Here is a 15,016-nt window from a genome sequence, read left to right as displayed (position 1 = left end):
CGGCTCAGCAGAGGATCTGGCCCTCGGACAGCGCGCCGTCGATCGCCCAGGCGGCGTTGACGAGGCCGATGTGGCTGAACGCCTGCGGGAAGTTGCCCAGCTGCTCGCCGGTGACCGGGTCGATCTCCTCGGCCAGCAGGCCGACGTCGTTGGCGAGGGAAACGGCGCTCTCGAACACCTCGCGCGCCTGCCCGACCCGGCCGGCCAGCGCGAGTGCCTGCGCCAGCCAGAACGTGCAGAGCACGAACGTGCCCTCCCCGCCCTCCAGGCCGTCGTCGGCACGGTACCGGTAGACGAGGCCGTTCTCCCCGGTGAGCCGCTTGGCGATCGCGTCGATGGTCGCCAGCATCCGCGGGTCGTCGGCGGACAGGAAGCCGACGATCGGCATCATCAGCACGGACGCGTCCAGGTCGGCCGAGTGGAACGCCTGGGTGAAGGCGCCCGCCTCCGTGCTCCATCCGTCGCGGAGCACGGCCCGGCGGATCTCGTCCCTGGCCTGGCGCCAGCGTGGCACACGCTCGGCGGCGTCCAGCCGGTCGGCGAGCTCGATCGCCCGGTCCAGCGCGACCCAGCACATGACCTTCGAGTACACGTAGTGTCGGGGATCGCCGCGGATCTCCCAGATGCCGTGGTCGGGGCGGCTCCACTGGCAGGCCGCCGCGTCGGCCAGCGCGGCCAGGAAGCCCCGCTCGTCCGGGTCGATCCAGGTGAGCTGGTCGGCCAGCCGCCCGGCCGCGCCGAGCAGCGCGCCGTACACGTCGATCTGGGCCTGGCGCCAGGCGCCGTTGCCCGTGCGGACCGGCCGGCTGTCCCGCCAGCCGCGCAGGTGCGGCAGCTCGCGCTCGGTGAGGTCGTGCTCGCCGCCCACGCCGAACATGATCTGCAACGCCCGCCCCGGCTCGTACGTCGCGGCGGCCGTCGTCATGAACGAGAAGAACTCCCCGGCCTCGTCCGGGCAGGCGGCGACCCACAGCGCGTCCATGGTGAAGCTCGCGTCGCGTACCCAGGCATACCGGTAGTCCCAGTTGCGCATCCCGCCGGCCTCCTCCGGCAGCGACGTGGTGGGCGCCGCCACGATCGCGCCCGTCGGCTGGTAGCTGAGGCCCCGCCGCGCGCCCTGATCCCGCCGCCCATCCGGGACAGCAGCGGCGTGACCAGGCCATACTCCGGTCGCGGCCGGTAGCGGATCTCCACCTCGGCCGAGCCGCGCACGCACATGACGGAGCGGAGCAGCGTGTGCGGGGCGGCGGCGCCCAGCCGGTGCGGGTCCGGGTCCGCCCCGGTCGCCATCGCGTCGGTGAGAACCACCGCGCCGGTCCCGGTCTCGAAGATCGTCTGCAGCACCAGTGTGGCGTCCATGTAGTGCCGCGAGACCCTGTACGGCGCGGTCGGTCGGATCGACCACGACCCCGCGTCGTCGTCGAGCATCGCGGCGAACACCGAGGGACTGTCGAAACGCGGCATGCACAGCCACTCGATCGTGCCGTCCCTGGCCACCAGCGCCGCGGAATGCCGGTCGGACAACATGGCGTAGTCGGCGATCGGAGTCGTCGTCATGATCCCTCCGGGTGCACTCGGGGTGCCCGCCCTCCCTCCACTGTGGACCAAGGCGGAAGGACCCGGCCGCTCGCCCCTCTCGCTGAGTCGCCGCCGTCCGGTGCGCGCGCCGCGCGGAAGCGGGCAGAAGGAGACCGTGGACAAGTCTCAGCTCACCGTGACCGCCCATTCCGACGCGAGCCCGGAGCGGGTGTTCGCCGTGCTGACCGACTGGCCGAGGCACGAGGAGTGGATGTTCCTGACCCGCGCGCTGGTCACCGCGGGGGACGGCCACAGCACCGGCAGCGGCCTGGCCGCGTTCACCGGGGTCGGGCCGCTCGGCTTCCTGGACACCATGGAGATCACCCGGTGGAACCCTCCGCACACGGTCGAGGTGCGGCACACCGGGTGGCTCGTCCGGGGAACCGGCGCCTTCCACGTGCTGCCGCGCGCCGGGGGCGGCAGCACGATCGTGTGGCGGGAGGAGCTCGACCTCCCCCTCGGCCTGGCCGGACGGCTCGGCTGGCTGGCGGCCAAGCCGATCAGCGCGGCCGTGCTGCGCCACTCGCTGCGGCGCCTGGCCGAGCTGAGCCAGGACGGAGAGTGACTTCGGCACCCGGCGGCGTCTGGGACGCTGGAGCGGCCCACCACAGGAAGCCGCCGAGGTGCCGTTGATGAACCCGTCAGAGACCCACGAGCGTTCCCGGGCGAGCGCCCTCACGAGCGGCCGGACGGTCGCGCTGCTGGCCGCCCTGCTCACCGTCGCCGCCGGGCTCGGGATCCGGGCCGTGGCGGACGGGCCGGTCGCCAAGTACGGCGGGGACGCGCTCTACACGCTCCTGCTGTACGCCCTGGTCCTGGTGGCCGCCCCAAGGACCCGCCCCGCGGTCGCCGCGTCCGTGGCGCTCGCCGCGAGCTGGGCGGTGGAGTTCTTCCAGCTCACCGGCATACCCGAGGAGCTCGCGGCGCGCAGCGTGCTCGCCCGCCTGGTCCTCGGCACGACCTTCAACCCGACCGACCTGTTCTGGTACGCCGCCGGAGCCGGGGCGGGCTGGCTGCTCCACACCCTGGCCGGCCGTACGCGGCGGGGTCGGGCGGCCGAGGCTCAGCGGGCGAGCCGCCGGTAGCGCCGGGCGGACAGCGGCAGGAAGACCAGCGTGAGCGCCACCGGCCAGGCGACCGCGAGCGGCAGCGCGTGCGCGGCGGCCCAGGAGTCGCCGCCCCAGCCGGGGTTGCCGAACAGCTCGCGGCAGGCGGCGACGGTCGCCGACAGCGGGTTCCACTCCGATAGCGCCCCCATCCAGCCGGGCATCAGCTCCGGGGAGACGAACGTGTTGGCCAGCATGGTGAGCGGCATGAGCGGCATCCATGCCGCGCCCGCCGACTCCGGGGTGAGGATGAGCCCGAGATAGATGCCGACCCAGATGAGCGCGAAGCGCAGGAGCAGCAGCAGCCCGAGGGCGGTCAGCGCGTTCGCGAGGCCCCGGTGCCAGCTCCAGCCGACCGCGAGGCCGCACAGGAGCAGCACGGCCAGTTCGAGCACCGAGTTGACCATGTCGGCGACGGCGCGGCCGAGCACCACCCCCGTCCGGGAGATCGGCATCGAGCGGAACCGGTCGGTGACCCCTCGCGCCGCGTCGTTGGTGACGATGATCATCGTGGTCATCACGCCGAGCGTCATCGTCTGCCCGAACATCCCGGGCATCAGGAACTCGCGGTAGTCGCCGCCCCCGGCGACGTTCATGGCGCTGCCGAAGACGAAGCCGAACAGCAGCACCATCACGATCGGATACAGCAGCAGGTTGAGGATCGCGGCCGGGTTCCGCGCCAGGTGGACGAGGTTGCCGCGGGCGATCACACACCCGTCCGCGAACGTCCAGTACAGCCGCTGCACGCGGGAGCGGGGGATCACGGGGGCGATGGCGGTCGTCACGCGGCCACCCGCTTCCCGTCCGCCTGCTCCCCGTCCGCCTGCTTTCCCGCTCCCTGCTTTCCGGCTGCCTGCTCCCTGGCTCCCTGCTTCCCGGCTCCCTGCTTGCCTGCGCCGGGCGCGGGCTTCCCGCCGGTGAGACTGAGGAACACCTCGTCCAGGGTCGGCCGGCGCAGGGCGACGTCCTCGACCGCGACGCCGCGCTCGCCCAGCTCGCCCACCACCTCGGTCAGCGCCCCGATCCGGTCGCGTACGGGGGCGATCAGGCGGCGGGCGTCGGGGTCGGCGACCGGTTCGGCGCCCGCCGCGGCGGCCAGGACCCGGGCGGCCTCGGCGAGGTCGGCGGCATCGCGGACGACCAGGTCGATCTGGTCACCGCCGATCATCGACTTGAGTTCGTCCGGCGAGCCGTCCGCGATCACCCGTCCGGAGTCGATGACCGCGATCTGGTGGGCGAGCTGGTCGGCCTCGAACAGGTACTGGGTCGTCATCAGCACGGTGCTGCCCGAAGCGGCCAGGTCGCGGACCGCCTGCCATACCTCGTTGCGGTTGCGCGGGTCGAGCCCGGTGGTGGGCTCGTCCAGGAACAACACGCGCGGGGCGAGGACGAAGGCCGCGGCCAGGTCGAGCCGGCGCCGCATGCCGCCGGAGTAGTGCTTGACCCGCTTGTCCGCGTCGCCGGCGAGGCCGAACCGGTCGAGGAGCTCCCCCGCGCGACGGCGGGCAGTGGCCCGGTCCAGGTGGTAGAGGCGGCCCCACATCTCCAGGTTCTCCCGGCCGGTGAGGATCTCGTCGACGGCGGGGTTCTGCCCGGCCAGACCGATCCGGTAGCGCACCTCGGCGGGCCGGTCGGCCACGTCGAAGCCCGCGACCAGCGCCCGCCCGGCGTCGGCGCGGAGCAACGTGGTCAGGACGCGCACCGCCGTGGTCTTGCCCGCGCCGTTCGGCCCGAGCAGGCCGCACACCGTCGCCTCAGGGACGGTCAGGTCGAACCCGTCGAGGGCCTGCGTGGCGCCGAAGCGTTTACGCACGCCTTCCGCGACGACTGCAAAGGAATCCATGCGCCTCATTATGGGACATCGATGTCCCAAAAACAAGCGCGACAGTCTCGTTGTGGTGACGCTGTTAGCCTTTGGCCGTGAGCGCGACCCGGCAGCCCCCCTCCCGCACACCCGTCTCAGGCACACCCGAGGCGGGCGAGCCCGGAGAGCGGAAACCGGAGGTGCCGGAAACCGGCGTGCGGGGGCGCACCCGGCGCGCCATCCTCGCCGCCGCCGCCTCGGCGCTCGCCCGCGACCGCGGCGCCACGCTGGCGGACATCGCGGAGGCGGCGCAGGTGGGCCGGAGCACGCTGCACCGCTACTTCCCCGACCGCCATGACCTGCTCAACGCGACCATCGTCGACTCGTTCCGAGTGGTTGAGCAGTCGATCGCGGCGGCGGCCGTCGACCAGGGGCCGCCGCGCGAGGCGATGCGCCGCCTGATCACCGCCATGGTGGACGTCGGCGACCGACTGGCGTTCCTGTTCGGCGATCCGCGCGTGCTGGAGGAGAACAGCGCCTGCTTCGAGCCGGACGCGTCGGTGCCGACCGCGCTCAGCCTCATCGAGCGCGGCCAGGCCGAGGGCGTCTTCGACCCTCAGGTAAGCGCCGAGTGGATCCAGGAGATGCTGTACGCGATCACCTACACGGGCTGGGAGGCGGCGGAGAGGGGCCTGCTCCCCCGCCACGGCGTCACCTCGACCGTCATCCGCACGTTCGAGAACGGCCTGGCCATCCGCCCCTGATCCGGCCCTGATCCGCCCCTGATCCGGCCCTGATCCGCCCCTGATCCGGCCCTGATCCGCCCGTGGCGCCGTCACGCCTGCCGGGCGCGGAAGGCGGCGGTCTTGACCCGGTTCTGGCAGGGCGTGGAGCAGAAGCGACGGGTGCCGTTGCGCGAGGTGTCCACGTAGACGCGGTCGCAGTGCGGCGCGGTGCACACACCCAGCCGGTCGTACAGCTCGCTACCCAGCACGACGGCGAGGCCGGTCGCGCAGCTCGCCGCCCAGTCACCGGCGAGCGTGCCGCCGCGCCCGTGGAAGTGGACATGCCACGGCTCCCCGTCGTGCCGGTCGAGGTGCGGCCGCGCGTCGGTCTCGGCCAGGAGCCGGTTGGTGTGGTGCGCCGCCGCGTCGATGTCGCCGGCCGCCACCGACTCGAAGACCGTCCGCAGCGCCTCCGCGACACCGGCCAGCTCGTCCGCCTGCTCCGCGCTCACCTCGTACGACCGGGAGGCGCCGGGGGCGACGGCCCCGCTGACGGCGGCGGTGCGCTCCTCGCCCGAAGGCGGCGCGTACGGCCGGCCGCGCGACTCCCCGGCGGTCAGCGTGTTGACGAGGGCGACGGCGACCGCCACCACGGCATCGGTGTGACTGTTGAAGTTCACTTGACCAGTTACGCCTTCTGTTCTAGTTTGTGACTGGCAAAAGCATATGTGACGGTCACAAGGAGGGTTCATGCTCACGTACGACACCGCGCGGAAGTGGATCGACCGGTGGGACCGCCAGCAGGAGGGATACCTCCCCGGCCGTGAGGACCGGTTCAAGGCGCTGATCGACGCGGTCGAGGCGGGGGTGGGACGGCCCGATCCCCTCGTGATCGACCTCGGCTGCGGCCCCGGCTCGTTGTCGGCCCGCCTGCTGCGCCGGCTTCCGTGGGCCACGGTCGTCGCGGTGGACACCGACTCCCTGCTGCTGTCGCTGGCCGAGGCGGGGTACGGCCAGACCACCGGGCTGCGCTTCGTCTCCGCCGACCTGCGCACCCCCGGCTGGAGCGAGCGGCTCGGCCTCGACCGCCCGGCCGACGCCGCCGTCAGCACCACCGCGCTGCACTGGCTGCCCGAGGAGCACCTCAGGGCGATGTACGCGGAGCTGGCGGGCGTCCTGCGGCCGGGCGCGCTCCTCCTCAACGGCGATCACCTCGACTCCGACGAGACGACCCCGACCCTGGCCAGGCTCGAACGCGCCGTCCACCAGAACGAGGAGCGCCGGGTCTTCGGCGACGAACGCCCGGAAGACTGGCGCCAGTGGTGGGACGCCGTACTCGCCGACCCGGCGCTCGCCGAGGCGGGCGAGGCACGGCGTCGCAGCGCGGCGGCCGCCGCGCACGAGGGGTCGGAGTCCGGCCTCCTGTCCCAGCACGTGAACGCCCTCCGCGACGCGGGCTTCGGCGAGATCGGCACGCTTTGGCAGCGCGGGAACGACCGCCTCCTGTGCGCCGTACGGTCGTGAGCCGTCACGGGGCCGCCGGAGGAGCCTTCCTGGCCGAACCCCGATAGAGCTCGGGATCGTAGCGGCGGTCACTCTCGTCCAACTTGGTGTGCGCCGCCTCCACCAGGTCGACGCCGATGACGTCGGCCAGGCGGACGAGGTAGGCGGTCACGTCGCCGAGCTCCGAGCGCACCCGGGCGAGGGTCCGCGGATCCAGGTCCGCGGACTCGGCCGGCGTCAGCCACTGGAACTCCGCCACCAGCTCGCCCACCTCGCCCGCGAGCGCCATCGCGAGGTTCTTCGGGGTGTGAAACTGCTCCCAGTCACGGGCGCGGGCGAACTCGCGCAGCCGTACCGCCAGTCGCTCCAGCTCGTTCGTCACGTCTCGCGACCCTACTCCGGCCCGGGGGCCCGGGATTCACCCGCGGATCGCAACGACGTAGACAGGGAACGGTGCCCGGGACGGCGGTCCCGGGCACCGGGGAAACCGGGGAAGGCGATCAGTTCGCGCCGCTGATCCGCTTCAGGTCGTCGGCCGTGAGCGCGACCGGGTTCTCGGGCAGATTGGACGGCTTGCCCGCCGCGTCGAGGGGGTACTGCCCCTGGACCGGGTTGAGCAGTGCGGCGGGAGCGTCCGGATACGTCTGAAGGAAGAGGACGTAGCCCGTCTCCTGCTTGAGGGGGTGCGCCTCCGCCTCCTGGTAGGTGATGCCGTCGAGCTGCCCGCCCAACTGCTGGATCTCGATCGTCTGGCCGGGCTGGACGGCCCCCTTGTACACCTTCTTCACCTCGGCCCGGTAGACGGAGATCACCACCGGGTCGGCCTCGGCCGTCTGCTCCGCCGGCGCTCCGGCCGCCGGGTTGAGCTTGGGATCGTCGCTCGTCGTGTCCGGCTTGAGCTCCTGGACACGGGCCGGCGCGGCGCTCACCGTGGCCTCGATCACGACGTCGGCCTTCTGGAAGAGGTTGTTCGCCGAGTCGTAGGCCGGATAGTCGGCGTGATAGGTGATCGTGCGCCCCTCGCCGGACGCCGACGTTCCGGAGCAGGCGGCCATCGTGGCCGCGGACGCGACGAGCGCGAGCGTCACGGCGAGCCGCCGGGAGAGGCGGCCGCCGCGTGTTCCACGGCGTGGTCGGGGGAAGGGCATGCGTCGACTCCGAATCTCTGGGCGAGATGGCACGGCCATCCCGCAACCTGAAATACGACGAGGCGGCCACGTCGGTTCAGAGCCCTTGATCGCCACCCGGACAGCAGCCAGACAAATCCGGCAAATCAACGGCAAGAGACGCAGTAAAGAATGGAGTGACGAGCGGCCTGCGGTCTCTCAGTCCGCTCTCACATGGCACACGTAGAACGAGGCCATGAACGAAGCTGTCCCCCCGAAGGTGTTGGTCGTCGACGACGAGCCGAACATCCGCGAGTTCCTGTCGGAGGCGCTCCAGCTCAACGGCTTCGCCGTACGGACCGCGTCGAACGGGCGGCGAGCGCTCGACGCGGTGGCGCGGGAGCGGCCCGACCTCGTCGTGCTCGACGTGATGCTGCCCGACCTCGACGGGTATGCGATCGCCCGCAGGCTGCGCGACAGCGCCGACAGCCCGCTCGTGCTCTTCCTGACCGCCAAGGACGCGGTGGCCGACCGGATCGCCGGTCTGACCGCGGGCGGAGACGACTACGTCACGAAGCCGTTCAGCCTCGACGAGGTCGTCCTGCGGATCCGCGCCATCCTGCGTCGCATCCGGCCGCCCGAGGAACGGGCCGACGACGGGGTGCTGCGGTACGCGGACCTGGAGCTGGACGCGGAGACCCACACCGTACGCCGCGCCGGACGGGCGATCCACCTGTCCCCGACCGAGTTCAGCCTGCTGCGCTACCTGATGATCAACGCCGAACGCGTGGTCAGCAAGGCGCAGATCCTCGACCGGGTGTGGGAGTACACGTTCGACGGCGACAGCAGGATCGTCGAGTCCTACATCAGCTACCTGCGGCGCAAGATCGACGTGGACCGACCGCCCCTGATCCACACCCTGCGCGGCGTGGGCTACCGCCTGTCGGGCCCGTCATGAGAGCGGTGGGACGTCCGTGGCCGTTGCGGCACCGGCTGCTGGCGGCCCTGCTCGGCCTGTGCGCGGCGGGTCTCACGGTCTTCGCCGCGGCCGGCGTGCTGCTGCTGGACCGGTCGCTGCTGTCACGGGTGGACTCCCAGCTCGCCGAGATCGCCACCTCTTTCGGCAAGCGCCCGCCGACCGGCCCGCCCCCAAGCCTGGCGGACGCCGGACCACCCATGACACCCGCGCTGGCCGTGGACATGGAGCTGCCGACGCGCTTCCAGGTCGCCTTCTACGACTCGTCGGGAACCCTGCTCCGGGAGGTGCCGAGCGGATCTCCCGAACGCCCCGCGATCCCCACCGAGGCGATCACCAGGGTGCCGGGCGGCCCGATCACCGTGCCCGGCACGACCGGGTCGGGCGGATGGCGCGTCCTGGTGGTGCGCACGCCGTACGCCGAGCGGATGGCGGTGTCGATGTCGCTGGAGTCCAACGCGTCCACGGTGCACCAGCTGCTGGTCATCGAGGTGGCGGCGGGCGCGCTCGTGCTGTCGCTGCTCGGCGCGGTCGCGCTCGTGGTGGTGCGGCTGGGGCTGCGCCCGCTCACTCGCATGGAGGGCACGGCACAGGCGATCGCGGCCGGGGAGATCGACCGCAGGGTCGGCGACGCCGATCCCCGCACCGAGATCGGGCGGCTGGGCGGGGCGCTCAACGTCATGCTGGAGCGCCTGGCCCGCGCGCTGCGCGAGCGCGAGCGCTCCGAGCGGCGGCTGCGCCACTTCGTCGCGGACGCCTCGCACGAGTTGCGCACCCCGCTCACCTCCATCCGCGGGTTCGCCGAGCTGTATCACCACGGGCACGCGCCGCGCGACCCCGCCGCGGAGCGTGTCATCCGCCGCATCGAGGGCGAGGCGGCCCGCATGAGCGTGCTGGTGGAGGACATGCTGCTGCTCGCCCGTCTCGACCAGGAGCCCTCTCTGGACCAGACCGCGGTGGACCTGCACGTGCTGGCGGGAGACGTCGTCCACGCCGCCCAGGCGCGCGACCGCGAGCGACCGATCCACCTGGCCGTCTGCGACGACCCGGTCTTCGTACTCGGCGACGAACGCCGCCTGCACCAGATCATCACCAATCTCGTCGGCAACGCCGTCACGCACACGACGAGCGACACGCCGGTGCGGGTCGAGGTCGGCCGCCGGGCCGCCGCCGGGCCTCCCCCTGACGGCGCCGTGTGCGCCGGTCCCGGTCCCGCCGCCCACGCCGAGGCGGCGCTGATCGAGGTGCGCGACGACGGGCCGGGCATCGCCCCCGAGCACCTGCCGTACGTGTTCGACCGGTTCTACCGGACCGACACGAGCCGCTCGCGCCACCAGGGCGGCACCGGCCTGGGTCTGGCCATCGCCGCGGCGCTCGTCGAGGCGCACGGCGGCCGGATCGAGGTGACCAGCTCCGCCGGGCACGGAACCGCCTTCCGCGTCCTGCTGCCGCTGCATGTGCCCCGGGACGCGGACTGCTGAGAGCCCCTCGGGGGACGGCCGGGAGGCGGTGCCGTTCACTCTCCGTTTCGATGTCGTTCACACATTATTCCCAGCTTTGTCCTGTCAGATGTGCTCTGACCCGGAAGGAGGCACATGCTGCAAAGATTCCGCAAGCGTGCCGTCCCCGCAGCTCAGAGCGGTGAACAGGCGAGATCCGCCGGCGACGGGGACGACGACGCGGGCCACCGGCTGCGCGCCCCGAGCAGGCTGCACGCCTTCAACAGGTACGAGATCAAGTACCTCGTCGACACGGCGGCGGCGGCCGAACTGCGACAGGAGATCGAGGGGAGGCTCGACCGCGACAGCCACAGCGGCGACACCGGCTACGGCATCTGGAGCGTCTACTACGACACCAGACATCTGCGGTTCTACTGGGAGAAGATCGAGGGGCTGAAGTTCCGCAGGAAGCTGCGAGTGCGGCACTACGGCGACCGCTTCACCGTGGGCGCGGACACGCCGGTGTTCGTGGAGATCAAGCAGCGAATCAACCGCGTCACCCAGAAACGCCGGGTTCGCCTGCCGTATCGGGACGCGCTGCAGTTGTGCGACCGGCGCGAGATGGTCGAGCACGAACCCTCGCAGCGGGCGTTCCTCGAAGAGGTACTGGACCTGATCCTCCGGCTCGACCTGCGGCCGACCGCGATGACGGGCTACCAGCGCCACGCGTACGTCGGCAGGGACGCCGACGTGGGCCTGCGCGTCACCTTCGACCAGCGGATCCGCGGCCGCGACCGGGACTTCCACCTCGGCGCGGACACCGAGAACCGGCTCATCATCCCCGCCGGCAAGACCATCGTGGAGGTCAAGGCCAACGAGCGGGTGCCGTACTGGCTCACGGACCTGACCGCCAGGCGCAACCTGCAGGTGGTGCGGGTCTCCAAGTACTGCCAGAGCGTGGAGGCCTACGGGCTGGCGCCGCGCTCGATCTTCCACGTTCCCGACCACGACCTTGACCGATCGACCGTTCTCTCGGAGGCCTGACCCCCCATGGACTTCACCTTCCAGGACCTGTCCGGCACGTTCAGCGTGGCCGACATCGCGATCGCCATGGCGTTGTCGTTCGTGCTCAGCGCGATGATCGGCTGGGTCTACCGGGCGACGCACCGCAACGTCTCCTACAGCCAGTCGTACGTGCAGACACTGGTCATCCTCGGCATGCTGATCTCGCTGATCATGCTGGTGGTCGGCTCGAACATCGCCCGCGCCTTCGCCCTGGTCGGCGCACTGTCGGTGGTGCGCTTCCGCAACGCGATCAAGGAGACCCGCGACGTCGGGTTCATCTTCCTGGTCATGGGCATCGGCATGGCCGTCGGCACTCGCTTCTACCTGCTGGGCGTCGTGGCGGCGGTGGCGATCTCGCTGATCATCATGGTCATGCACCGGTTCAACTGGTTCGCACTGAACGTCCGGCGCCAGGTCGTCAAGGTGCAGGTGCCCTCCGACGAGGACTACACCCCCGCCATCCAGGACGTGCTGATCCGGCACACCGACGAGTTCGAGCTGGTCAGCATGGAGTCGATCAGGGCGGGCGCGCTGACGGAGCTGATGTACACGATCAAGATCAAGAAGGGCAGCGAACCCGCCGACGTGATCGCCGCCCTGCGCGAGCGCAACCACGGCCAGTCGGTCACCGTGCTGACCGGATACGACCAGACCGACCTGTAGGCCACCATGGCGCATCTCAAGCACCGGATCCCCGTCAGGCTCCGGCACAACTGGAAGCTGGTCGCCACCTGCGCGGCCTTCCTCGCGATCTGCGCGGGCGTCTTCGGCAGCGGGACGATCCGCCCATACGTGACCACCGTACGGACCGCCTCGGCTACGACCGTGACGCAGAACCTGACCGGGACCAAAGAGCTGTTCGACACCTCGGTCCCGCACGAGGTGAAGCTCACCTTCAGGGACGAGGCGTACCGGGACATGCTGAGCGAGTACTTCACGGACGGGGAGAAGAAGTACGTCGAGGCGGACGTGACCATCGACGGGACCACGATCCCCAGCGTCGGCATCCGGCTCAAGGGCAACTCCACGCTGTCGGGGCTGACCTGGAAGGACAAGTCGCGCACGGACCGCCGCGGCGTCCCCGGCGGCGGCAGGCTCCCGGACGGCGTGAAGCTCCCGGACGGCGCCACGTTCCCGGACGGTTTCCAGCCGCCCGCGAACGAACCGGCGCCGGGCGCGCAGGCGGGGCAGCCGTCCCCGTCTCCGTCCCCGTCCTCGTCTCCGTCTCCGTCTGTGAGCCCGAGCCGGGCAGGCGGGACGACGCCGGACGGCCAGACGACCGGGCAGCGTCCCGGAGGCGGCATGTTCGGCGCCACGCTGAAAGCAGAGGAGCCGGAGAACCTGCCGTGGCTGATCCGCTTCGACGAGTTCGTGGAGGGGCGTCGCTACCAGGGCCACAGCCAGGTGGCCGTACGACCCGCGGCCATGCAGTCGGCGACGCTGCTCAACGAGGCACTGGCCATCGCGCTGGTCGGCGCTGCGGACGAGCCCACGCAGCGATCCGCCTACAGTTCCTTCACGGTCAACGGCCGCGCGTCCACGCCGCGCCTCCTCGTGGAGTACCTCGACGAGGGGTACGCCGAGGCCCTGGGCGACGGCGTGCTGTACAAGTCGCTGGCCAGCAGCACCTTCGCCTACAAGGGTGAGGACCAGACGGAGTACACCACCGACTTCAAGCAGATCAACAAGCGCGGCGAGCGTGACCTCCAGCCGCTCATCGACCTGGTCAAGTGGGTGGAAGGGTCCTCCGACGAAGAGTTCGCCTCCGGGCTGGCCGAGCGGCTGGACGTCGAATCGTTCGGCCGCTACCTGGCGCTGCAGAACATCATGCTGAACTTCGACGACATGAGCGGCCCGGGCCGCAACTACTACATGTGGTACGACCTGGGCACGAAGAAGTTCCGCGTGATCTCCTGGGACCTCAACCTGGCTTTCGGCGGCGACGCCACCACGGGCGTGAACGACACGGTGGGGATGGGGTTCGGTGGTGGCGGCATGCGCCCCGGCGCGCAGCAACCAGGCGGACAGGGCCGGCAGCAGGGACAACCGCCGCAGGGATTCCAACCGCCCGACGGCTTCCGACCACCTGAGGACTTCCAACTGCCCGAGGGCTTCCAACCCCCGGCGAACGCCGACCAAGCCGGTCCGGGTGGCCCGGGTGGGGGCGGCCGTAACGGTGTCGGCCCCGGCGGTCCCGACGGGGCCGGTGGTCCCCGCATGGGACACGCGCTGAAGGAGCGATTCCTGAAGACGGCCGCCTTCAAGGCGGTCTACGAGGAGCAATACCGCACCCTCTACCGGAAACTCCTCGCTGGCGGAACCGCCACCACGCTCCTCGACGGCATCGTGAGCTCCTACAAGCTCAACGCCGGCGCCGACACCGCCAAGATCGAGTCGGAGGCCGCGTCCCTGCGTACGATGCTCCAGACCCGCACCGAGACCCTCCGCTCCGACAAGGCGATCAGCGGCGCCTGACGGCGACGACCGCAACCGTCGGCCGCAGGCCGAGACCGCCGGATCTCCATCCGGCGGTCGAGCGGTGCGGGCGATGCGGCGATGGAAACGGTGAGCGCCGGGACACGTTCGTCGTCGGTCACCGCTGACGCCCGGTCAGGGGTCAGACGGGGCAGGTTTCGCGTTTGGCGGTGAGGTCGAGGGTCTTCTTGATCGAGCTCAGGCCGAGTCGCTTCGATTCCGGGCAGAACTTGCTGAGTGCCAGGGAGTACTCGGCGTGGAAGACGGGCTTGCCCGCCTTGATGAACGGGGTCAGCGAGGAGCACTCGCGGTACTGGGCGCACTGCTCGTTCACCGCGAAGTCGAAGTCGCCGACCAACTGCGGGATCTGGTCGAGGTCGTTCTTCAACCCGATCGCGAGGCCGTGCTGGTGCGCGACCTGGGCGAGCATGCGGTTGAAGGCGAGCTGATGCTTGGCGGTGACCGGGAAGCCGGAGTCCTGCTGGTAGGCGTCCACCAGGTCGGCCTCGACGCCGTCGAAACCCTTCGCCTTGCACTGGTCGAGCCGGGCCGACCAGATGCGCTTGAGTACGTCGATCTGCCGGATGTCGACCCACCGCTCCTGCGGCCAGCCGTCGACCTGGTTCCCGAGGATCGACTTCGGGAAGTCCTTGAAATCGGGACGCCCCTGCTCGGCCGCCCCGATGTCGATGTAGCAGACGACCTTGCGGCCCATGCCGTGCAGGGTGGACACCGTCGAGGCGGGCGTGTCGAACAGGTCGACGTCGTACACGTCGGCCTGCACCGAAGTGTCGATCTTGCCGGAGAGCTGCCACTGCCAGGTCACCCCGGCCTTGGGGCGCCACCAGTCGCCGGACGCGGCGGAGGCGGAGGCGGAGGCGGCGTGCGCGGAGGTCTGGAGGCCGACGACGCCGATCGCGGCCAGGGCGAGGGCCATGATCCGAGGGGGTTTGATGATCACGACGGGACTATAGCTCTGCGGGTCGCCGTGAGGGGGCGCCATCGGGAAGATCGGCCCGCTGGATGAAGGCGAGAATCCCGGAGCACGATGTGCCCCTTCTCAGGAGATCTCCCTCATGGTCCACGGCCAACGAGCGCCAACGAGAAAGTTGGACACAAGCCTGTACGTTGCCCGTGGTCTTCAACCTTTGGTATCGCCCTCACGTCGACTTTGGTTCGATGGTTTTGCCCTGATTGAGGAAGATTCGCGGAGGAACCGCTGGGAGGGTCGACGGAGAA

General features: G+C 70.9%; 16 protein-coding genes and 1 pseudogene. 9 read left to right on the top strand and 8 right to left on the bottom strand.

The features are described 5' to 3' along the window. Window positions 1-4 precede the first annotated feature (4 nt). Window positions 5-1,075: a glycoside hydrolase family 15 protein gene (locus AWQ71_RS34205; RefSeq protein ID WP_218002079.1), complete on the bottom strand. Its 1,071-nt coding sequence runs from the start codon at window positions 1,073-1,075 to the stop codon at window positions 5-7. A gap of 83 nt (window positions 1,076-1,158) precedes the next feature. Further along, window positions 1,159-1,527, bottom strand: a pseudogene (locus AWQ71_RS44075) (trehalase-like domain-containing protein); the annotation flags it as partial. A 166-nt stretch (window positions 1,528-1,693) separates the two neighbouring features. On the opposite strand from AWQ71_RS44075, the gene AWQ71_RS34200 reads away from it, so the two are divergent. Both AWQ71_RS34200 and AWQ71_RS34195 read left to right on the top strand, forming a co-directional pair. After that, on the top strand, window positions 1,694-2,143 hold the full coding sequence (locus AWQ71_RS34200; protein ID WP_245658755.1) for an SRPBCC family protein: 450 nt from the start codon (window positions 1,694-1,696) through the stop codon (window positions 2,141-2,143). A gap of 67 nt (window positions 2,144-2,210) precedes the next feature. Further along, on the top strand, window positions 2,211-2,663 hold the full coding sequence (locus AWQ71_RS34195; protein ID WP_084259607.1) for a ribosomal maturation YjgA family protein: 453 nt from the start codon (window positions 2,211-2,213) through the stop codon (window positions 2,661-2,663). Here the strand turns inward: AWQ71_RS34195 and AWQ71_RS34190 are convergent. Both AWQ71_RS34190 and AWQ71_RS34185 read right to left on the bottom strand, forming a co-directional pair. Beyond that, window positions 2,642-3,469, bottom strand: coding sequence for an ABC transporter permease (locus AWQ71_RS34190; RefSeq protein ID WP_084259606.1), 828 nt, complete (start codon window positions 3,467-3,469; stop codon window positions 2,642-2,644). The two genes, AWQ71_RS34195 and AWQ71_RS34190, sit on opposite strands and share 22 nt — an antisense overlap. Further along, window positions 3,466-4,527 (bottom strand): ATP-binding cassette domain-containing protein, encoded by a 1,062-nt coding sequence (locus AWQ71_RS34185; RefSeq protein ID WP_067141584.1) that lies wholly within the window; start codon window positions 4,525-4,527, stop codon window positions 3,466-3,468. Before AWQ71_RS34185 ends, AWQ71_RS34190 begins: the two co-directional genes overlap by 4 nt. A gap of 77 nt (window positions 4,528-4,604) precedes the next feature. Here AWQ71_RS34185 and AWQ71_RS34180 point away from each other — a divergent pair, with 77 nt between their 5' ends. After that, window positions 4,605-5,252: a TetR/AcrR family transcriptional regulator gene (locus AWQ71_RS34180; RefSeq protein ID WP_084259617.1), complete on the top strand. Its 648-nt coding sequence runs from the start codon at window positions 4,605-4,607 to the stop codon at window positions 5,250-5,252. Window positions 5,253-5,323: 71 nt separating this feature from the next. Here the strand turns inward: AWQ71_RS34180 and AWQ71_RS34175 are convergent, their stop codons facing one another. Further along, a complete protein-coding gene (locus tag AWQ71_RS34175) occupies window positions 5,324-5,893 on the bottom strand; it encodes a CGNR zinc finger domain-containing protein (protein ID WP_067141580.1) in 570 nt (189 codons plus the stop codon). A gap of 70 nt (window positions 5,894-5,963) precedes the next feature. Between AWQ71_RS34175 and AWQ71_RS34170 the strand changes: the two genes are divergently transcribed. Further along, window positions 5,964-6,737 carry a class I SAM-dependent methyltransferase gene (locus AWQ71_RS34170; protein WP_067141577.1) on the top strand — a complete coding sequence of 258 codons (774 nt, stop codon included), beginning with the start codon at window positions 5,964-5,966 and terminating at the stop codon, window positions 6,735-6,737. Between the two features lie 4 nt (window positions 6,738-6,741). On the opposite strand, the gene AWQ71_RS34165 is transcribed toward AWQ71_RS34170, so the two are convergent. Together AWQ71_RS34165 and AWQ71_RS34160 are read right to left on the bottom strand one after the other, a co-directional pair. Continuing rightward, on the bottom strand, window positions 6,742-7,098 hold the full coding sequence (locus AWQ71_RS34165) for a nucleotide pyrophosphohydrolase (protein WP_084259604.1): 357 nt from the start codon (window positions 7,096-7,098) through the stop codon (window positions 6,742-6,744). Window positions 7,099-7,216: 118 nt separating this feature from the next. Then, window positions 7,217-7,864 carry a hypothetical protein gene (locus tag AWQ71_RS34160; protein ID WP_157570743.1) on the bottom strand — a complete coding sequence of 216 codons (648 nt, stop codon included), beginning with the start codon at window positions 7,862-7,864 and terminating at the stop codon, window positions 7,217-7,219. A 214-nt stretch (window positions 7,865-8,078) separates the two neighbouring features. Between AWQ71_RS34160 and AWQ71_RS34155 the strand changes: the two genes are divergently transcribed. The 5 genes from AWQ71_RS34155 (at window position 8,079) to AWQ71_RS34135 (ending at window position 13,777) form a co-directional block, all read left to right on the top strand. After that, window positions 8,079-8,780: a response regulator transcription factor gene (locus tag AWQ71_RS34155; RefSeq protein WP_067141569.1), complete on the top strand. Its 702-nt coding sequence runs from the start codon at window positions 8,079-8,081 to the stop codon at window positions 8,778-8,780. A gap of 5 nt (window positions 8,781-8,785) precedes the next feature. Beyond that, window positions 8,786-10,279: a HAMP domain-containing sensor histidine kinase gene (locus AWQ71_RS34150; RefSeq protein ID WP_218002078.1), complete on the top strand. Its 1,494-nt coding sequence runs from the start codon at window positions 8,786-8,788 to the stop codon at window positions 10,277-10,279. 114 nt (window positions 10,280-10,393) lie between these two features. Next, complete coding sequence (locus AWQ71_RS34145; protein WP_067141562.1) at window positions 10,394-11,281, top strand: polyphosphate polymerase domain-containing protein; 888 nt, start codon at window positions 10,394-10,396, stop codon at window positions 11,279-11,281. Between the two features lie 6 nt (window positions 11,282-11,287). Further along, window positions 11,288-11,965 carry a DUF4956 domain-containing protein gene (locus AWQ71_RS34140; RefSeq protein WP_067141559.1) on the top strand — a complete coding sequence of 226 codons (678 nt, stop codon included), beginning with the start codon at window positions 11,288-11,290 and terminating at the stop codon, window positions 11,963-11,965. A 6-nt stretch (window positions 11,966-11,971) separates the two neighbouring features. Next, window positions 11,972-13,777, top strand: a complete 1,806-nt coding sequence (locus AWQ71_RS34135) for a CotH kinase family protein (protein WP_067141556.1) — start codon at window positions 11,972-11,974, stop codon at window positions 13,775-13,777. Between the two features lie 142 nt (window positions 13,778-13,919). Here AWQ71_RS34135 and AWQ71_RS34130 read toward each other — a convergent pair whose 3' ends face one another. Then, a complete protein-coding gene (locus AWQ71_RS34130; RefSeq protein ID WP_218002077.1) occupies window positions 13,920-14,738 on the bottom strand; it encodes an endo alpha-1,4 polygalactosaminidase in 819 nt (272 codons plus the stop codon). Window positions 14,739-15,016 lie beyond the last annotated feature (278 nt).

Source organism: Microtetraspora malaysiensis (assembly GCF_001528665.1).
Taxonomy (GTDB): Bacteria; Actinomycetota; Actinomycetes; order Streptosporangiales; family Streptosporangiaceae; genus Microtetraspora_A; species Microtetraspora_A malaysiensis.
This window is presented reverse-complemented; position numbering and strand designations above follow the sequence as displayed.